This is a genomic window from Streptomyces hundungensis (assembly GCF_003627815.1).
Lineage (GTDB): Bacteria > Actinomycetota > Actinomycetes > Streptomycetales > Streptomycetaceae > Streptomyces > Streptomyces hundungensis_A.
In genome coordinates this window covers 5,745,709-5,764,097 of record NZ_CP032698.1, presented here as the reverse complement: position 1 = coordinate 5,764,097, position 18,389 = coordinate 5,745,709, and the positions used below count along the sequence as shown (strand labels likewise).

Annotated in this window: 16 protein-coding genes; 12 read left to right on the top strand and 4 right to left on the bottom strand. The window is 71.1% G+C overall.

Annotated elements, in window-relative coordinates:
• Positions 1-752: 752 nt before the first annotated feature.
• Complete coding sequence (locus DWB77_RS25515; protein ID WP_120723453.1) at positions 753-1,016, bottom strand: phosphopantetheine-binding protein; 264 nt, start codon at positions 1,014-1,016, stop codon at positions 753-755.
• A gap of 37 nt (positions 1,017-1,053) precedes the next feature.
• On the bottom strand, positions 1,054-2,574 hold the full coding sequence (locus DWB77_RS25510; RefSeq protein WP_120723452.1) for a class I adenylate-forming enzyme family protein: 1,521 nt from the start codon (positions 2,572-2,574) through the stop codon (positions 1,054-1,056).
• A 536-nt stretch (positions 2,575-3,110) separates the two neighbouring features.
• Here DWB77_RS25510 and DWB77_RS25505 point away from each other — a divergent pair.
• From DWB77_RS25505 to DWB77_RS25485, 5 genes are all read left to right on the top strand, one after another.
• Complete coding sequence (locus DWB77_RS25505; RefSeq protein WP_120723451.1) at positions 3,111-4,253, top strand: MupA/Atu3671 family FMN-dependent luciferase-like monooxygenase; 1,143 nt, start codon at positions 3,111-3,113, stop codon at positions 4,251-4,253.
• 65 nt (positions 4,254-4,318) lie between these two features.
• Positions 4,319-4,894, top strand: a complete 576-nt coding sequence (gene ssuE / locus DWB77_RS25500) for an NADPH-dependent FMN reductase (RefSeq protein ID WP_120723450.1) — start codon at positions 4,319-4,321, stop codon at positions 4,892-4,894.
• Between the two features lie 109 nt (positions 4,895-5,003).
• Positions 5,004-6,071, top strand: a complete 1,068-nt coding sequence (locus tag DWB77_RS25495; protein ID WP_120723449.1) for a glucose-1-phosphate thymidylyltransferase — start codon at positions 5,004-5,006, stop codon at positions 6,069-6,071.
• A gap of 71 nt (positions 6,072-6,142) precedes the next feature.
• Positions 6,143-7,132 (top strand): dTDP-glucose 4,6-dehydratase, encoded by a 990-nt coding sequence (rfbB, locus tag DWB77_RS25490; RefSeq protein ID WP_120728230.1) that lies wholly within the window; start codon positions 6,143-6,145, stop codon positions 7,130-7,132.
• Complete coding sequence (locus DWB77_RS25485) at positions 7,129-8,733, top strand: FAD-dependent oxidoreductase (RefSeq protein ID WP_120723448.1); 1,605 nt, start codon at positions 7,129-7,131, stop codon at positions 8,731-8,733. The genes rfbB and DWB77_RS25485 overlap by 4 nt, the downstream gene beginning before the upstream one ends.
• A gap of 511 nt (positions 8,734-9,244) precedes the next feature.
• Here DWB77_RS25485 and DWB77_RS25480 read toward each other — a convergent pair.
• Positions 9,245-9,868, bottom strand: a complete 624-nt coding sequence (locus DWB77_RS25480) for a dTDP-4-dehydrorhamnose 3,5-epimerase family protein (RefSeq protein WP_120728228.1) — start codon at positions 9,866-9,868, stop codon at positions 9,245-9,247.
• 119 nt (positions 9,869-9,987) lie between these two features.
• Here DWB77_RS25480 and DWB77_RS25475 point away from each other — a divergent pair, with 119 nt between their 5' ends.
• The 6 genes from DWB77_RS25475 (at position 9,988) to DWB77_RS25450 (ending at position 16,691) form a co-directional block, all read left to right on the top strand.
• Entirely contained in the window at positions 9,988-11,013 is a 1,026-nt protein-coding gene (locus tag DWB77_RS25475; protein WP_162952613.1) for an NAD-dependent epimerase/dehydratase family protein, read from the top strand.
• A gap of 39 nt (positions 11,014-11,052) precedes the next feature.
• Positions 11,053-12,354, top strand: a complete 1,302-nt coding sequence (gene rfbH / locus DWB77_RS25470; RefSeq protein WP_120723446.1) for a lipopolysaccharide biosynthesis protein RfbH — start codon at positions 11,053-11,055, stop codon at positions 12,352-12,354.
• Between the two features lie 51 nt (positions 12,355-12,405).
• The gene (locus tag DWB77_RS25465; protein ID WP_120723445.1) at positions 12,406-13,863 is read left to right on the top strand and encodes an NDP-hexose 2,3-dehydratase family protein; all 1,458 of its coding nucleotides are present in this window, start codon (positions 12,406-12,408) and stop codon (positions 13,861-13,863) included.
• Positions 13,856-14,848, top strand: coding sequence for a Gfo/Idh/MocA family protein (locus DWB77_RS25460; RefSeq protein WP_120723444.1), 993 nt, complete (start codon positions 13,856-13,858; stop codon positions 14,846-14,848). Before DWB77_RS25465 ends, DWB77_RS25460 begins: the two co-directional genes overlap by 8 nt.
• 64 nt (positions 14,849-14,912) lie before the next feature.
• Complete coding sequence (locus tag DWB77_RS25455; protein WP_120723443.1) at positions 14,913-16,493, top strand: acyl-CoA carboxylase subunit beta; 1,581 nt, start codon at positions 14,913-14,915, stop codon at positions 16,491-16,493.
• A 9-nt stretch (positions 16,494-16,502) separates the two neighbouring features.
• Positions 16,503-16,691 carry an acyl-CoA carboxylase subunit epsilon gene (locus tag DWB77_RS25450; RefSeq protein ID WP_120723442.1) on the top strand — a complete coding sequence of 63 codons (189 nt, stop codon included), beginning with the start codon at positions 16,503-16,505 and terminating at the stop codon, positions 16,689-16,691.
• A 340-nt stretch (positions 16,692-17,031) separates the two neighbouring features.
• Here DWB77_RS25450 and holA read toward each other — a convergent pair whose 3' ends face one another.
• Entirely contained in the window at positions 17,032-18,024 is a 993-nt protein-coding gene (gene holA, locus DWB77_RS25445) for a DNA polymerase III subunit delta (RefSeq protein WP_120723441.1), read from the bottom strand.
• Between the two features lie 114 nt (positions 18,025-18,138).
• Here holA and DWB77_RS25440 point away from each other — a divergent pair, with 114 nt between their 5' ends.
• Positions 18,139-18,387 carry a hypothetical protein gene (locus DWB77_RS25440; protein WP_174248620.1) on the top strand — a complete coding sequence of 83 codons (249 nt, stop codon included), beginning with the start codon at positions 18,139-18,141 and terminating at the stop codon, positions 18,385-18,387.
• Positions 18,388-18,389 lie beyond the last annotated feature (2 nt).

The window sequence follows — 18,389 nt, the reverse complement described above, 5'->3', positions numbered from 1 at the left end:
CTCAACCCGCTCTCGGCCTGCGAGCCGTGGTCGCTTTTGCGCAGTTCCCCGCGCCCCTAAACCCTCTCGATCCTGCGGGCCGTGGTCGCTTCTCGCGCAGTTCCCCGCGCCCCTAAACCCTCTCGATCCTGCGGACCGTGCTCGCTTCTCGCGCAGTTCCCCGCGCCCCTAACTACTCGGTGCTGGCCCGCATCGGCCACCCCAGCCCGTCCGGCGATTGAGGACGAGCGCCGTTCAGGCGCGATACGGGGTCTGGGGCGGAGCCCCAGGAGGCCCGGGCCATCCAACCCTGCGCCTACGGGCGGGTGGGTGGGCAAAGGGGCTCGGGGTCTGGGGCGGAGCCCCAGGGGCCGCACCCTTCAACCCGCTGTACGGGCGGGTGGGTGGGCAAACGCCCGGGGGCTGGGGCGGAGCCCCAGGGGGCCGAACCGAGCAACCCGCTGCACGGGCGGGTGGGTGGGCAAGCGGCTGGGGCGGAGTTCCAGGCGGCCAACCCTTCAGCCCGCTGCACGGGTGGGTGGGCGGGTGCCGTCGCGCATGCGGAAAGGGCCCGCCGGACCTGGTGGTCGGCGGACCCCTTCGGGGACGGCGGCTTACGGACTAGCCGCGACGCTTCTTCAGCGCATCCCCACCAAACTTGATGACGAGGCAGACGACGACGGTGACGGCAAGACCGATGATGAGGTGGCTCATGGTGTCCTCCAACGGACGTTAAGGGGTGGGGGGTTGGATGGTGCGGCGGAAACCGGGGGTCAGGCGCGGGCGCCGGCGCGCTGCGCGGCGAGGACCGCCCACAGCGCCCCCGGAGTCGCGAAGGTCGCGCCGGTGAGCTGACCCTCGGGAATCTCCAGGTCGTACTGGTCCTCAAGACGGACCAGAAGCTCGATCGTGGCCATCGAGTCGAGGCCGACGGCCTTCAGGTCGAGCGCGGGATCCAGCGGGCTCGTGACACGCGGCAGGACCGAGGTCAGCAGCTGCTCGAAGCCGGCGTCCCACGAGACGTCAGTGGTGGTCATGGCTCAATCTCCTTACGGGAGCGGGGCGGGGCGGTGATTACTTCTGTTCGCGGCGCAGGCGCTGCTTGTCGGTCTTGCCGTTCGGGGTGAGGGGGAGCGCGTCGAGCAGATGGCACGCGGCGGGGACCTTGGCGGCCTCAAGGCGCTCGGTGAGCTGCGCGAGCACCTCGTCGGCCGAGAGCTCGGTGACGGCGTACAGCGTGAGGTCCTGGCCCTCGGCCGGGGCCAGGGCGGCGGCGGCCGTGACGCCCTCGATGTCGAGCGCCGCCGTCTCGATCTCCAGGGTGCCCATGCGGACGCCCTTGCGCTTGAACAGGTCGTCGCGCCGGCCCTCGAAGTAGAGGTGGCCGTAGGCGTCGAGATGTCCGTAGTCGCCGGTGTGCAGGGTGGTCTCGCCGGTCACCGGGTCGGGGCGGAACCGCAGGGCGGTCTGCTCCGGGGCCTGCCAGTAGCCGGTCATGATGTGCGGTCCGCGTACGCAGATCTCGCCGACCGTGCCGGACGGCAGGAGCCGGCCGTCGTCGTCCAGGATCAGCACCTCGGTGCCGTCGAGGGCGCGTCCGACAGAGCCGGGGCGTACGAGGTCGCCGTCCGGTTCGAGGACGGTGATGCGCTTGCACTCGGTGGTGCCGAACATCGGCGAGACCTGGGCCTTGGGGAACGCGGCCCGCAGTTGGGCGATGACGGGCCCGGTCAGAGCCGCGCCGGTGTTGGTGAACAGCCGCACCGGGGGCGCCTCGCGGCGGTCCCGCTTGGCGAGCGTGAGCAGCATTTCGCCGAGCGAGGGCACCAGGGGGACGACCGTGACCCCGTACTCGTGCAGCGTGGACAGCAGCCGCACATGGCGGTCCGGTGAGGTGAGCACCACCTGGGCGCCCGCGATCACGGACAGCAGGATCTGGTAGAGCCCGTAGTCGAAGGAGACCGGCACCGCGACGAGGACGACATCGTCCTCGCGGTAGTCGAGCCGGGCCTGGATGGCGCGGGCGGCGAAGACGATCGGGGCGTGCGTGCTGACCACGGCCTTGGGCGCGGAGGTGGAGCCGGAGGTGTAGATGAGCAGGCCGAGGTCGTCGGGGGCGACGGGCGCCTCGTCGGCGGCGAGGGACGCGTCGTACAGCGCCTCGGCGCCGCGGCGTACCACGTCGAGCTCGAAGACCGGACGGCCCGTCAACTTCCGTAGGATTGCGGTGTCCTGGGCGTCCTGGCCGATCACGAGGACCGGGTCGCAGTCCGGCACGACGGTGTTCAGGTGGAAGCGCTTCATCGCCGGGTTGACCGGCACGAAGGCGATGCCGCGGCGCAGCGCGCCGAACATCAGGGCGGTGAATTCCCGGGTGTTGCCGACGCGGACCAGGATCCGGTCCGCGTGTCCCACACCCTGGGCGGTGAGCCAGTCGGCGTACGCCCGTGACCAGGCGTCCAGTTCCGCGTAGGTCCATACGCCCGAGGCGTCGCGCACCGCGGGGGCGTCGGGCCGGGCGGCCACGGCGGCCGCGAGCAGTCCGTGGACGGTGTCGGTGCCGGTGTCCGCGGCAACCAGCGTCTGAGTCGTCATCCAGCAACCTCGTGGTCATCGGAACGGAATGTTGGTCACCCTGAGCGTGGGGGGGTTGTCTCGACCCCGGGTCGAGGGGCGGTGGATGCGGGCTGCGGAGCGGGGTGGTGCGGTTCGGTTTCGGCTGCGGGCCGTGCGTGGCTGGGCGCGCAGTTCCCCGCGCCCCTTAGCAGCGTTGCGCTTACCGGGTCGGGTGGTGCGGTTTCGGCTGCGGGCCTTGCGTGGCTGGGCGCGCAGTTCCCCGCGCCCCTAGCAGAGCTGCACTTAACGGTCGTGTGGGGCTGGGCGCGTAGTTCCTCGCGCCCCTGGCAGCGCTGCACTTAGCGGGCCGCCTCCTTCGAGCCTCCCTCGGATCTCGCTCGAATCCATCACAACCGAGCCGCCTCGTGCGGGACTTGAGGGCGCCTTGAGCGCCGCGGGCCTGCCCGGGACTCGAGTCCGGTGCGAGGGGGCGTCCCATGGTGTCGCCGGGCAGCAAGCCCCCATGGTGACGACCCCGCCGCGACGACGTCCGACGGGGAAGGAGGCAGCGCTAAATGAACGCGGATTCCCGGCAGACCGGCAGCCACGGTGCGGACGGCTCGGCAGGTGAGCGGCCGCTGGACTTCGGTGTCTTCTTCTTCGCCGCGGTCGGCGACCGGGCTGAGGAGACCTACCGGCTGATGCTGGACGCGGCCCGCCGCGCCGACGAGCTGGGCTTCGGTTTCGTATCGACGCCCGAGCGGCACTTCCACCGCTTCGGCGGCGCCTTTCCCAACCCGGCGGTGACCTCGGCGGCCATCGCCGCGGTGACGAGCCGCATCCAGATCCGGGCCGGCAGCGTCGTGACGCCGCTGCACCCGGCCGCCCGCATCGTCGAGGACTTCGCGATGGTGGACGGCATCTCGGGCGGCCGGGTCGCGATCTCGGTGGGCTCCGGCTGGAACGTCAACGACTTCGTGATCGCGCCGGAGAAGTACGAGACCCGGCGCGAGCAGATGATCAAGGATGTCACCGACATCCGGACCGCCTGGCGCACCGGGCACTGGACCGGGCCCAACCCGCTGGGCGTCGAGACCACGCTGCCCGTCTTCCCGCGCCCGGTGCAGGACGACCTGTCGGTGTGGGTGACCGCCTCCCGCAGCGAGGGCACCTTCCGCGAGGCGGGCCGGCTCGGCTGCAACATCCTGACGCATCTGGAGAACCAGGACGTCGAATCGCTCGGCGACAAGATCGCCCTGTACCGGTCGGCGCGCGCCGAGGCCGGCTGGGACGGGCCGGGCAAGGTCACGGTCATGATGCACACCTACGTCGCCGACGACGCGGCGACCGCCCGCGAGGTGGGCGGCGGCGCCCTGCGCGACTATCTGCTCTCCGCCATCGACCTGGAGGCCCTCGCGGTCGAGGCCGGCGGCCGCATGAGCGGCAACAAGCAGGGCCGCGAGGTGCTGTCCGCCGTGAAGGCGCAGCGCAAGCTCGCCGAGCTCGGCGTCAACCGCTACCTCTCCGGGAACTCCCTGATCGGCTCGGTCGAGGAGTGCACCGAGACCGCCCGCCGGGTGCGCGCGGCCGGCGTCGACGAGATCGCCTGCCTGGTGGACTTCGTCGCCGACCCCCGTCTGGTGCTCGCCTCCCTGGAGCGCGTCGCCGCGGTCCGCCGCGAGGCCGCGCGGGCCGCCGAGCCGGTCCTGGCCGCCTGACCCCGGGCGGCCCGCCCGCCCCCGAACCCAAGCGCCTCTCCCCATCCTTGATCAGGAGGTTGTCCATGGCGACGATCCTCGCCGTCTCCGGCAGTCCCTCGCCGGTCTCCAGCACCCACCAGGTACTCACCCTCGCGGCGGACCGGCTGGCCGACCGCGGGCACCGGGTGGAGACGCTCGCCGTACGCACCCTGCCCGCGGCCGAACTCCTGCGGGCCGATGCCCACCACCCCCAACTCGCCGAAGCAGCGGACCAGTTCGCGCGGGCCGACGCCATCGTGCTGGCCACCCCGGTCTACAAGGCGGGCTACTCGGGGCTGCTCAAGTCCTTCCTGGACGTACTGCCGCAGTTCGCCCTGGAGGGCAAGGTGGTGCTGCCGCTGGCCACCGGCGGCTCGCTCGCCCATGTGCTGGCCCTCGACTACGGGCTGCGGCCGGTGCTGATGTCGATGAAGCCGCGGGCGGTCTCGGAGTCGTTCTTCGTGCACGCGGGCGGCATCCGCAAGGGACCGGGCGGCTTCGCCGGCCTGGAGCCCGACACCGAGGCCCTGCTGCACGAGGCCACCGACACGTTCGCGGGTCTGGTGGAGAGCCTCACCCAGGCCGCCCTTTCCTCCGTCCGGCTGGTGCCCGCCGCCTGACCCACGACCGCGGGGGCGTACACGGCCTCCAACGTCCCCCATTCATCCGCCTGTTGATGCGTTGATCACGACAGAACCCGGCAAGAACCCCACAGAAGAGGACCCCTCCATGAAGGCTCTGGTTCTGAGCGGCGGTACGGGAAGCCGACTGCGCCCGTTCAGCTACTCCATGCCCAAGCAGCTCATCCCGATCGCCAACAAGCCCGTCCTGGAGCGGGTGCTCGACAACATCCGCGACCTCGGTGTCACCGAGATCGGCATCATCGTCGGCAACCACGTCGAGGAGATAGCCGAGGCACTCGGCGACGGCTCCCGGCTCGGCGTCGAGATCACCTACATCCCGCAGGAGAGCCCCAAGGGTCTCGCCCAGTGCGTGCAGCTCGCCCAGGACTTCCTCGGTGACGACGACTTCGTGATGTACCTCGGCGACAACATGCTCCCGGAGGGCATCACCGAGGCCGCCGCCGAGTTCCACGCGCTGCGCCCGGCCGCCCAGGTCCTGGTCGCCCAGGTCGAGGACCCGCGCGCCTTCGGCGTCGCGGAGGTCGACGCGACGGGCGTCGTGGAGCGGCTCGTCGAGAAGCCCCCGGTGCCGCGCTCCAACCTGGCGCTCATCGGCGTCTACTTCTTCACCCCGGCCATCCACGAGGCGGTCGACTCGATCGTGCCGAGCGCGCGCGGCGAGCTGGAGATCACCGACGCCATCCAGTGGCTGGTCACCAACGGCTCGACCGTCCGGGCCCAGGAGTACCGCGGGTACTGGAAGGACACCGGCCGCGTCGAGGACGTCCTGGAGTGCAACCAGATGCTCCTCGACGGCATCGAGCGCCGGGTGGACGGCGAGGTCGACGACCAGAGCGTGCTGATCGGCGCGGTCGTCGTCGAGGCCGGCGCGAGGATCACGCGGTCCTTCGTGGAGGGCCCGGTCGTCATCGGCGCGGGCACGGTCCTGGAGGACAGCCACGTCGGGCCGCACACGTCCATCGGCCGGGACTGTGTCCTGTCCGGCACCCATCTCGACTACTCGATCGCCCTGGACGGTGCGACGATCTCCGCGGTGCGGGGCCTGCACGGCTCCCTGCTCGGCAGGTCCGCGGCGGTCACCGGCATCGACCTGGCCAGCCGACACCACCGCCTGGTGGTCGGCGACCACACCCGCGTGGAGGTCGCGGCATGACGCACCCCGGCACGGACAAGAACGGCACGGACGAGAACGGCACGGAGAAGAACGGCACGGAGAAGAGCGGCATGAACAAGATCCTGGTGACCGGCGGCGCGGGCTTCATCGGCTCGCACTACGTCCGCACGCTCCTCGACGGCGGCTACGAGGGCTACGAGAGTGCCGAGGTCACCGTCCTCGACAAGCTCACCTACGCGGGCAACCGTGACAACCTGCCCGCCTCGCACCCCCGCCTGGCCTTCGTCGAGGGCGACATCTGCGACCTGGAGCTGCTTCTGGAGCTGTTCCCCGGCCACGACGCGGTCGTCCACTTCGCGGCGGAGTCCCATGTGGACCGCTCCCTGGAGTCGGCCGCCGAGTTCATCGCCACCAACGTCGGCGGCACCCAGAACGTGATGGAGGCCGCCCTGCGCGCCGGCGTCCAGCGCGTGGTGCACGTCTCCACCGACGAGGTGTACGGCTCCATCGACGAGGGTTCCTGGACCGAGGAGTGGCCGCTCCTGCCCAACTCCCCCTACGCCGCCTCCAAGGCGGGCTCGGACCTGATCACCCGCGCCTACTGGCGCACCCACGGCCTGAACGTGTCGATCACCCGCTGCTCCAACAACTACGGCCCCTACCAGCACCCCGAGAAGCTCATCCCGCGCTTCGTGACCAACCTCCTCGAAGGCGAGACGGTCCCGCTGTACGGCGAGGGAGCCAACATCCGCGAGTGGCTGCACGTCGACGACCACTGCCGCGCCATCCAGCTCGTCCTCACCAAGGGCCGCGCAGGCGAGATCTACAACGTGGGCGGCGGCAACGAGCAGACCAACCGCCAGATCACCGAGCGTCTCCTGGAGCTGACCGGCAACGACTGGTCGAAGGTGGTCCGGGTCGCCGACCGCAAGGGCCACGACCTGCGCTACTCGCTCAGCGAGGCGAAGATCGCCGAGGAGCTCGGCTACGCGCCGCGCATCTCCTTCGAGGACGGCCTCGCCGAGACCGCCGCCTGGTACCGGGACAACCCCGGCTGGTGGAAGGCGGTCAAGCACGCGCCGCAGGAGGGCCAGAAGTGACACAGCTCGACGCGACGGCGCCCGCACCCCAGGTGCTGGTCGTGGGCGCCGGCCCGGTCGGTCTCAGCGCCGCCCACGAGCTGGCCCGGCACGGCGTCCGGGTCCGGCTCGTGGACGCGGCGGCCGGCCCGGCCACCACCAGCCGGGCGCTCGCCACGCACGCCCGCACCCTGGAGACGTACGACCAGATGGGCATCCTGGACGAGCTGCTTCCGCGCGGCCAGCGCGTGGAGCACTTCACGCTGCACCAGAACGGCCGGCGCCTGATCCGCTTCGACACGGACTACAGCCGGCTGCCCACCCGCTTCCCCTTCACGCTCATGGTCGACCAAGTCATCACCGAGGAGGTGCTGCGGACCGCGACGGCCCGCCGGGGTGTGGAGATCGAGTGGGGCGTACGGCTCACGGAGTTCGAGGACCTGGGCTCCGACGGCGTACGGGCCCACCTCGTCCACGCCGACGGTTTCGCCGAGACGATGACGGTCGACTGGCTGGTCGGCACGGACGGCGGCCACAGCACGATCCGCAAGCAGCTCGGCCTGAAACTCGAAGGGGAGTCGAGCGAGACCTGGCTCATCGCGGACGCCACCGTCCACTGCGACCTGCCCAAGGACAGCATCCACTGGATGCGTACGCCCACCGGCACCGTGATGATGGTGCCGTTCCCCGAGCCCGGCAAGTGGCGCCTGCTCGACACGGCGGAGACGTCCTACGGCGGCGACGACGCGATGGTGGCGCGGCGCTTCTCGGCGAAGATCAGCACCGGCACGGGCAGGCCCGCGGTGGTCGAATCGCCGTCCTGGGTCTCGGTGTTCACCATCCAGCAGCGCATGATCGGCCAGATGCGCAACGGCCGTGTCCTGCTGGCCGGTGACGCCGCGCACGTCCACAGCCCGGCCTCCGGGCAGGGCATGAACACCGGTGTCCAGGACGCGGTCAACCTGTCCTGGAAGCTCGCCACGGTCCTGCGCGGCGAGGCCCCGGAGGCCCTTCTGGACAGTTACAGCGACGAACGGGTGCCGGTGGGGGCGGAGTTGCTGCGCACCACCAAGATGGCGACGATGCTGGTCCAGTTGCGCAGCCGCAGGGCGGCGGCCGCGCTGCGCGCCGCGTTCACGGTGCTGCGTTCGCTGCCGCCCGTCAAGGGCCGCATCCAGCGCAAGATCATGGGCGGCATGTCGGCGCTCGGCCTCGGCTACGCGGCGGGCCCGCTCGCCCACGCCTCGACCCCCTCCGCCGGGGTACGCCCCGGCGAGCGGGTGGCCCGGGTCACGGCACCGGACCTGGCCGCGAGCCCCGGCTGGCAGGAGCTGGTGTCCGAACTCCAGCGCCCGCAATGGCTGTTGCTCACCTTCGGCCCGGCCCCCGAGGACCACTTCGGCCCCTCGGTACGCGTCCGCACGGTCAACGCCCCCGGCCCGGACGCCCTGTCCGACCCGGCCGGCCACCTGTCCACTGCCCTGGGCGCCCCCTCGGGCACCTGGCTCCTGATCCGCCCCGACGGATATCTGGCCGCGCGGGGCACAGCGAAGGAGTCCCCGTCGACCGCCCTGACCACCCTGGGAATCCACCCTGCGCCGTCGCCCCAACTGGCCTACTGAGAACACGACTTGGGCCCGCCCTCGGCAACCCCGGAGGCGGGCCCAAGCGACGTGCGCGCCGGCAGCCGGGGCTCCGCCCCAGACCCCGGGCGCGTCTTCCCACCCACCCGCCCGTGCAGCGGGTTGGTTGGTTCCGGGCTCCCTGGGGCTCCGCCCCAGACCCCGTTCGCGCCTCAAGGGCGCTCGTCCTCAATCGCCGGACAGGCTGAAGTGCTGCCCAGCGCCAAGTGGTTAAGGGGCGCGGGGAACTGCGCGACCAGCCACCCACGGCCCGCACCCGAAAAAGGGGCCCTGGGGCTCCGCCCCAGACCCCGATCGCGCCTGAACGGCGCTCGTCCTCAATCGCCGGACAGGCTGAAGTGCTGCCCAGCACCGAGTAGTCAGGGGCGCGAGGAACTGCGCGACCAGACACGCACGGCCCGCAGACGGCAACGGGTTTTCAGGGGCGCGGGGAACTGTGCAAAAAGTGGCCGCGGCCCGCAGACGGCGTACACGCGCCCGACGGCCGAACCTACGCGGCCCGCCGAGAACCCTCGGAACCCCTCCCGTAGAGGGAAACGCACTGCGCATACGTGGGCAGCAACCCGAGCCCCGCAGCCTCACCCACCGTAGGCGCCCCCGCATCCTTCTCCGACAACACCGGCTCCCCCGTGAGCCAACGCGCCCAGGCAATCCCCAGCTCGGGGTCGAGCGCCCGCAGATCGAGCTGCGTACCCGGCACGTACTCGGTGGAGCAGAGATAGCTGATGCACGTGTCGTCGGTCAGCGCCACGAACCCGTGCGCCAGTCCCTCCGCCACGAACATGGCCCGCCCCTCCCGCGCGTCCAGGATCGTCGTGACGTGCTCACCGAAGGTGGGGGACCCCACGCGCACGTCGACGACCACGTCGAGGAGCGCCCCGCGCACACAGCTGACCAGCTTGGCCTGGCCCGGCGGGATGGTCACGCCGTGCAGCCCGCGCACCGTATTGCGCGAGGACGCCGAGTAGTTGACCTGGCGCGGCACGAACGCGTGCCCGGTCTCGGCGGCGAGCAGGTCATAGCGGTACGACTCGTGGAAACTGCCGCGGGGGTCCGTCAGCAGCTTCGGCATGATGCGGTACGCGTCCGGTACGGCGGTCTCTTCGATCCTCATGCTCCCGCACGGTAGGCGCCCCGACTCAAGTTCCGGTAGCGCCATCCACCACCTCCAGCGGTGCCCGAGCGTCACCCGTCACAGTGCCGCTCAAACCGCGCATACAGGAGGTAGCCACGGTGTCGGTGAACGACCGAAGAACAGGCGGCAGAGAAGGTGGCGGCGCCGGATCGGTGGTGGTGCTCGGCGCCACCGGGTTCGTGGGCCGGCACATCTGCGAGGTGTTCGACGCTGTGGGCTGGACGGTGACCGGCGTCGCCCGCAGCACCCGAGAGGCCTCAACTCCGTACAGCGTGCGTGCACTTGACGTGGTGAGCGCCGAGCCGGAGCACATCGCGGCGCTGTTCGGCGAGTGCGGCGCGCGGGTGGTGGTGAACGCGGCGGGCGCCGTGTGGCAGGCCACCGAGGACGACATGACGCGCGCCAACGCCGACCTGGTGGAGCGCCTGGTCGCCGCGACCGCCCCGCTCGACGCGCCGCCCCGGCTGATCCAGCTGGGCTCGGTGCACGAGTACGGGCCGGTGCCGCGTACCGGCATCACCGAGGACACCCCGACCGCGCCGGTCACCCCGTACGGCCGCTCGAAACTGGCCGGGGCCCGCGCGCTGCTCGACGCGGCGGCAGCGGGGCGGGCCCGGGGTCTGGTGCTGCGGGTCTCCAATGTGTCGGGGCCCGGCACCCACCGGGCGAGCCTGCTGGGCATGGTGGCCCACCACCTCGTCACGTCCGCCCCCGAACCCCTGCGGCTCGCCCCGCTCCTTGCCCACCGTGACTTCGTGGACGTACGCGACGTGGCGGACGCCGCGCTCGCCGCGGCCGGCTCCGAGGCGAGCGGCCAGGTCCTCAACATCGGGGGCGGGCAGGCGACGTCGGTGCGCTCCCTGGTGGCCAGGCTCACCGAACTCGCGGGCGCCACCGCCGAGATCGTGGAGGCGCCGAGCGCGGGCGGACGTCCGCCCGAGGCCGAGTGGCAGCGCATGGACATCGGCCGGGCACACCGGCTGCTCGGCTGGTCACCGCGGCGGAGCCTGGACGATTCGCTGCGCGACCTGCTGGCCCACGCCCGCCTCGCCGCGCATCGCGAGCCGTTGTCCAGTGCCTTTCAAGTCCTCCCCACAACGATGGCCGTGTCGGATCACCGCTGAGGGCTTCGTGCCGAACTGACGACCATGGAGGCAGCCAAGATGAGTGACACCAAGGCACGGATTCTCGAACAGGTGCGGGAGTACCACCTGGAGAAGGAGCCGTCCCGTGAGTTCGTGCCGGGAGTCAGCGAGATCTGGCCCTCCGGCGCGGTCCTGGAGCCCGCCGACCGGGTGGCTCTGGTGGAGGCCGCGCTGGACATGCGGATAGCCGCCGGCACCAGCTCCCGCAAGTTCGAGTCCCGCTTCGCCCGCTATATGAAGCGGCGCAAGGCCCACCTGGTGAACTCCGGTTCCTCGGCCAATCTGCTCGCCATGTCGGCGCTCCTCTCGCCGCACCTGGAGGACCGCCGTCTCAAGCCCGGCGACGAGGTCATCACGGTGGCCGCCGGCTTCCCCACCACGGTCAACCCGATCCTCCAGAACGGTCTCGTCCCGGTCTTCGTCGACGTCGAGCTGCGGACGTACAACACGACGGCCGAGCGCATCAAGGCCGCCGTCGGTCCCAAGACCCGCGCCATCATGGTCGCGCACGCGCTCGGCAACCCCTTCGAGGTCGCCGAGGTCGCGCAGATCGCCGAGGAGAACGACCTCTTCCTCATCGAGGACAACTGCGATGCGGTCGGCTCGCTGTACAACGGTCAACTCACCGGCACCTTCGGCGACTTGACGACCGTGAGCTTCTACCCCGCGCACCACCTGACGATGGGTGAGGGCGGCTGCGTGCTGACCTCGAACCTGGCGCTGGCCCGCATCGTGGAGTCGCTGCGCGACTGGGGCCGGGACTGCTGGTGCGAGCCGGGCGAGAGCGACCGCTGCTTCAAGCGCTTCCAGTACCAGCTGGGCACCCTGCCGGCCGGCTACGACCACAAGTACATCTATTCGCACATCGGTTACAACCTGAAGGCCACCGACCTCCAGGCCGCGCTCGGTCTCACCCAGCTCGACAAGGTCGACGACTTCACCGCTGCCCGCCGCCGCAACTGGCAGCGTCTGCGCGAGGGCCTGGAGGGTGTGCCGCACCTGATCCTGCCGGAGGCCACCCTCGGCAGCGAGCCCAGCTGGTTCGGTTTCGTCATCACCGTCGACCCCGACGCGCCGTTCAGGCGCAAGGAGTTGGTGAACTTCCTGGAAGAGCGGAAGATCGGCACCCGCAACCTGTTCGCCGGCAATCTGACCCGCCAGCCCGCCTATGTGGACGCACCGCACCGCATCGTGGGCGACCTGACCAACTCCGACATCATCACCGAGCAGACCTTCTGGATCGGCGTCTACCCGGGGCTCACCGACGAGCACACCGACTTCATGACGTCTTCGATCCGGGACTTCGTCGCCGGCTGGTGACGGACCCCCGACACCCCTCCACCCCAGCATCCTGACGAGGAGAGAGCGTACATGTCGTCGACACTTGCGGAGCTGACTGAGCTTCTGCCGGTGGTCCAGCCCCGTGAGCCGGTGTCGGTCGCCGACCGGATCGCGGCGTCCGCGGCCACCACGGGCGGATCCCTGTCCACGTGGGACTTCCACCAATGGTTCGCCGAGCGCAGGAGGACGGGCGGATTCCGCATCGAGCGGATTCCCTTCTCCAAGCTGCGCGGCTGGTCCTTCGAGCCGGGCACCGGGAACCTGGTGCACTCCAGCGGCCGCTTCTTCAGCGTGGAAGGGCTGCACGTCACGACCGACGACGGCCCCCACAAGGAGTGGTTCCAGCCCATCATCAAGCAGCCCGAGGTCGGCATCCTCGGCATCCTGGTGAAGGAGTTCGACGGCGTACTGCACTTCCTGATGCAGGCCAAGATGGAGCCGGGCAACCGCAACCTGCTCCAGCTCTCCCCCACCGTGCAGGCCACCCGCAGCAACTACACCAAGGTCCACCAGGGCACGGACGTGAAGTACATCGAGTACTTCACGGGCACCGGCCGGGGCCGGATCCTCGCCGATGTGCTCCAGTCCGAGCACGGCTCGTGGTTCTACCACAAGAGCAACCGCAACATGATCGTCGAGGTGGACGGCGACGTCCCGCTGGACGACGACTTCTGCTGGCTGACGCTGGGTCAGATATCCGAACTCCTGCACCAGGACAACCTGGTGAACATGGATTCGCGCACGGTCCTGGCCTGTCTGCCGGCCTACGGCGCGGGCGCCGTGCGGGGGGACGATTTCAGCCAGTCCCTGGCCCGCTCCCGCGACCCCGAGGCGGGCGCCCTGCTCACCGATGTCGACCTCTTGTCCTGGTTCACCTCCGAGCGCTCCCGCTACGACGTGCGCGCGGAGCGCATCCCGCTGGACCAGGTGCCGGGCTGGACCCGTGACGAGGCGCGCATCGGCAAGGACGACGGCCGCTGGTTCAACGTGGTCGCGGTCGAGGTCCAGGCCGGCAACCGCGAGGTGACCAGCTGGACGCAGCCCCTGATCGAGCCGTGCAGCCGGGGCATCGCGGCCTTCTTGACCCGTTCCTTCGACGGTGTGCTGCACGTCCTGGCCAACGCCAAGGTCGAGGGCGGCTTCCTCGACACGGTCGAGCTGGCCCCCACCGTGCAGTGCTCCCCGGACAACTTCGAGGGCCTCCAGGTCCGTCCGCCGTTCCTGGACCTCGTCCTGGAGGCGGCGCCCGAGCGGGTCCGCTACGACGCGATCCACTCGGAGGAGGGCGGCCGGTTCCTGTACGCGGAGAACCGCTATCTCGTCATCGAGGCCGACGAGCAGGACGCACCGATCGAGCCACCGACCGGCTACCAGTGGGTGACGGTCAGCCAGCTGACGGCGCTGATCAAACACGGACACTACGTCAATGTGCAGGCCAGGACGCTCCTCGCCTGCCTCAACGCCATGGGACATCTGACGGATGACTGAACGACCCCTGCGCATCGCCGTCCTCGGCACCGCCGACATCGCCCGCCGCCGGGTGCTGCCCGCCATGGCGGCGGACCCCGACATCGAGCTGACCGCGGTGGCGAGCCGGGACGGCGGCCGCGCTCGGGAGGTCGCGGACCAATTCGGCTGCGCGGCCGTGGAGTCCTACGACGCGGTCCTCACCCGGGACGACGTGGACGCGGTGTACGTCCCGCTGCCCATCTCCCTGCACGCCGAGTGGGCGGGCCGGGCGCTGCGCGCGGGCAAACACGTCCTGGCCGAGAAGCCGCTCACCGCCGACCGGCCCACCACCGAGGCCCTTCTCGACCTGGCGCGCGCCTCGGGTCTGGTCCTGATGGAGAACGTCATGTTCGTCCATCACCCCCAGCACTCGGTCGTACGGGAGCTGGTGACGAGCGGCGCGATCGGTCAACTCCGCGCGTTCAGCGCCGCGTTCGCGATTCCCGCGCTGCCCGCGGGCAACATCAGACACCGCCCGGAACTGGGCGGCGGCGCCCTGCTGGACGTCGGCTACTACCCGGTGCGGGCCGCGCTGTACTTCCTCGGCGCGGGCCTGGAGATCGTCGGCGCCGCGCTGGAGAACACGGGCGGCTCGATGGTGGAGACCTCGGGCGCGGTCCTGGTCCGCTCCCCCGCCGGGGTGCTCGGCCAGCTCGCCTTCGGCATGGAGCACGCCTACCGCTCGGCCTACGAACTGTGGGGCAGCGAGGGCCGGATCCGCGTCGAGCCGGCGTTCACCCCGTCCGCCGACCACAAGCCGATGGTGTGGATCACGGACGCGCACGGGCCGCGCGAACTGACCCTGGCCCCGCACGACCAAGTGGCCGCCACCGTGCGGGCGTTCGTGCGCGCGGTGCGCTCCGGCGCCCTCCAGTCGCCGGACGCCGGGGAGTGCCTGGAGCAGGCGAGCCTGCTCGACGCGGTCCGCGCGCGGGCGACTCGTACGGGGGCCCCGCGTCCATGACGCGCCACCGCGCTCCGCGTTGCCTCTCGACCCCCTTCGACTTCGGATATGGAAAGGACCGACCGTGACCGTGACTGAGCAGCCGTCGCCGGGGACCGCGGCCGTACGCGTCGCCGAACTGCACCTCCTGCGGGAGCAGGCCAGGCTCGGCCCGAGCGAGAAGGCCACCGAGGCCCAACGCGCCAAGGGCAAGCTGACCGCCCGCGAGCGCATCGACCTGCTCCTGGACCCGGACTCCTTCCAGGAGGTGGAGCAGTTGCGCCGGCACCGGGCGGTGGGCTTCGGCCTGGAGGCGAAGCGGCCGTACACCGACGGCGTGGTCACCGGTTGGGGCACGGTGGAGGGCCGCACGGTCTTCGTGTACGCCCATGACTTCCGCATCTTCGGCGGCGCGCTGGGCGAGGCCCACGCCACGAAGATCCACAAGATCATGGACATGGCCATCGCGGCGGGCGCGCCCCTGGTCTCCCTGAACGACGGCGCGGGCGCCCGGATCCAGGAGGGCGTCAGCGCTCTCGCCGGCTATGGCGGCATCTTCCAGCGCAACACCAGGGCGTCCGGGGTGATCCCGCAGATCAGCGTGATGCTGGGCCCGTGCGCGGGCGGCGCCGCCTACAGCCCCGCCCTGACCGACTTCGTCTTCATGGTCCGCGAGACGTCCCAGATGTTCATCACCGGACCGGACGTGGTGCAGGCGGTGACGGGTGAGCAGATCACCCAGAACGGCCTCGGCGGCGCGGACGTGCACGCCGGGGTGTCGGGCGTGGCCCACTTCGTCCACGACGACGAGGAGACCTGCCTGGCGGAGGTGCGGTATCTGATCTCGATGCTCCCCTCCAACAACCGCGAGATGCCCCCGGCGCTGCCCCCGGGCAACGACCCGGCCGACCGGCGCAACGACGTACTGCTCGACCTGGTGCCGGCCGACGGCAACCGCCCGTACGACATGCGCAAGGTCCTGGAGGAGATCGTCGACCACGGCGACCTCCTGGAGGTCCACGAGCAGTGGGCCCGCAACATCATCTGCGCACTGGCCCGGATCGACGGCCAGGTGGTGGGCATCCTGGCCAACCAGCCCCAGTTCCTGGCGGGCGTCCTGGACATCGAGGCCTCCGAGAAGGCGGCCCGCTTCGTGCAGCTCTGCGACGCGTTCAACATCCCGCTGCTCACCATGGTCGACGTGCCGGGCTTCCTGCCGGGCGTCTCCCAGGAGCACGGCGGCATCATCCGGCACGGCGCGAAGCTGCTGTACGCGTACTGCAACGCGACGGTTCCGCGGATTTCCCTGATCCTGCGCAAGGCGTACGGCGGCGCGTACATCGTCATGGACTCCCAGTCCATCGGCGCGGACCTCACCTACGCATGGCCCACCAACGAGATCGCGGTAATGGGCGCGGAGGGCGCGGCGAACGTCATCTTCCGCCGGGAGATAGCGGGTTCGGCCGATCCGGAGGCGGTCCGGGCGGAGAAGATCGCGGCGTACAAATCAGAACTGATGCACCCCTACTACGCCGCCGAGCGCGGCCTGGTGGACGACGTGATCGACCCCGCCGAGACGAGGAAGGTCCTCGCCGCCGCCCTGTCGATGCTGCGCACGAAACACGCCGACCTGCCGTCCCGCAAACATGGCAACCCCCCGCAGTAAGGAGCGAGCGTGTCGAGCGAACCCCTGTTCCGCGTACTGAAGGGCACCCCCACGGAGGCCGAACTGGCCGCCCTCGCGGTGGTCCTCCTCTCCCTGACGGGAGAATCCCCCGCCCCCGCCCTGGCCCCCGTAATCCCCCTGGCCGCGTGGCGCCGCCACCCCTACCACCCCCCCGTAAGCTGGCGCCGAGCAGCCTGACAACCCCCTCGACGCACCCCCGCGACTCTCACGGCCCCGCGTCCGGCTCACTGGGCGCGGGGCTTTCGGAGGGGGCCGGCGAAGCCAGGCCCTTCAGGGACGCGGGGGTGCACCGAGGGGGGCCGGCGCAGCCAGGCCCTCCAGGGGCGCGGGGAACTGCGCGACCAGCCCCGCACGACCCGCAGACGAACCGGGACTCCGCGGGACGCGAAGGCGCGGGGAGGGGGGCCGGCGCAGCCAGGCCCCTCAGGGGCGCGGGGAACTGCGCGACCGGCCCCCCACGACCCGCACCCGAACGACAGCCCAACCCTGCCCCCACACCCCGAAGGGAACCGCGCAATCAACCAGCCCGGCCCGCCCGCGCCGCCCGGGCAATCGCGACGACGGCCTTCTCCAGGGCGTACTCAGGGTCATCCCCCCCACCCTTAACCCCCGCATCCGCCTCAGCCACGGCCCGCAGGGCCAAGGACACCCCATCCGGCGTCCACCCCCGCATCTGCTGCCGCACCCGGTCGATCTTCCACGGCGGCATCCCCAACTCCCGCGCCAGATCGGCCGGTCGCCCACCCCGCGCGGAGGACAGCTTCCCGATCGCCCGCACCCCCTGCGCGAGCGCACTGGTGATCATCACCGGCGCGACCCCGGTCGACAGCGACCACCGCAGCGCCTCCAGGGCCTCCGCGGCCCGCCCCTCCACCGCCCGGTCGGCGACGGTGAAGCTGGACGCCTCGGCCCGCCCCGTGTAGTAGCGCCCGACGATCTCCTCGTCGATCGTCCCCTCCACGTCCGCGCAGAGCTGCGACGCCGCCGAAGCCAGCTCCCGCAGATCGCTGCCGATGGAGTCGACGAGCGCCTGGCACGCCTCGGGCGTGGCCGAACGCCCCAGCGCCCGGAACTCCTGCCGGACGAAGGTGAGCCGCTCGGCAGGCTTCGTGGTCTTGGGACACGCGACCTCCCGCGCCCCCGCCTTCCGGGCCGCGTCGAGAAGCCCTTTCCCCTTGACCCCGCCGGCGTGCAGCAGCACGAGCGTGATCTCTTCGGCGGGCGCGTCGAGATACGCCTTCACGTCTTTGACCGTGTCCGCCGACAGATCATGCGCGTTGCGTACGACCACGACCTTCCGCTCGGCGAAGAGCGAGGGACTGGTCAGCTCGGCCAGCGTGCCGGGCTGCACCTGCTCGGAGCTGAGGTCACGCACATCGGTGTCGGAGTCGGCGGCGCGGGCTGCCGCCACCACCTCCTGCACGGCACGGTCGAGCAGCAGGTCCTCCTGGCCCACGGCGAGCGTGACGGGGGCGAGCGGATCGTCGGTGGAATTCTTCCTGGTGGCCATCGCCGTCCAGCATCCCACGCCCCACTGACAGCCCCCTCCAGCGGCGACCCCACGCCCCCGGGCGCGACCCCGGCCCGCCCTTCGGGCCACCCCCGCATGCCGGAGAATGGCCAGGTGAACGATGTGACCCGACACGTACTGGTACTCCCGGACCGCGACGCCGCCGAGGAGGTGTCCACCGAGCTGACCGATCTGTTCGGCCTCGCCGAGGAGCCCCAGCTGGTGCGCGACGCCCTGGCCGGCGAGGACGACGCCGAGGACGCCCAATGGCTGGTGGTCGTCGAGGACCCGAGCGCCCGGTTCGATCCGAAGGCCCTGGACGCGCTGGCCGCCGAACACGACGGCTGGCTCGAAGCGCCCTGACC

Bases quoted from the DNA above. Each gene is read 5' to 3' on its own strand.
- rfbH (WP_120723446.1), top strand. From the start codon at position 11,053: ATGAGTGACACCAAGGCACGGATTCTCGAACAGGTGCGGGAGTACCAC.
- DWB77_RS25460 (WP_120723444.1), top strand. From the start codon at position 13,856: ATGACTGAACGACCCCTGCGCATCGCCGTCCTCGGCACCGCCGACATC.
- DWB77_RS25510 (WP_120723452.1), bottom strand. From the start codon at position 2,574: ATGACGACTCAGACGCTGGTTGCCGCGGACACCGGCACCGACACCGTC.
- DWB77_RS25495 (WP_120723449.1), top strand. From the start codon at position 5,004: ATGAAGGCTCTGGTTCTGAGCGGCGGTACGGGAAGCCGACTGCGCCCG.
- DWB77_RS25505 (WP_120723451.1), top strand. From the start codon at position 3,111: ATGAACGCGGATTCCCGGCAGACCGGCAGCCACGGTGCGGACGGCTCG.
- rfbB (WP_120728230.1), top strand. From the start codon at position 6,143: ATGAACAAGATCCTGGTGACCGGCGGCGCGGGCTTCATCGGCTCGCAC.
- DWB77_RS25465 (WP_120723445.1), top strand. From the start codon at position 12,406: ATGTCGTCGACACTTGCGGAGCTGACTGAGCTTCTGCCGGTGGTCCAG.
- ssuE (WP_120723450.1), top strand. From the start codon at position 4,319: ATGGCGACGATCCTCGCCGTCTCCGGCAGTCCCTCGCCGGTCTCCAGC.
- DWB77_RS25515 (WP_120723453.1), bottom strand. From the start codon at position 1,016: ATGACCACCACTGACGTCTCGTGGGACGCCGGCTTCGAGCAGCTGCTG.
- holA (WP_120723441.1), bottom strand. From the start codon at position 18,024: ATGGCCACCAGGAAGAATTCCACCGACGATCCGCTCGCCCCCGTCACG.
- DWB77_RS25480 (WP_120728228.1), bottom strand. From the start codon at position 9,868: ATGAGGATCGAAGAGACCGCCGTACCGGACGCGTACCGCATCATGCCG.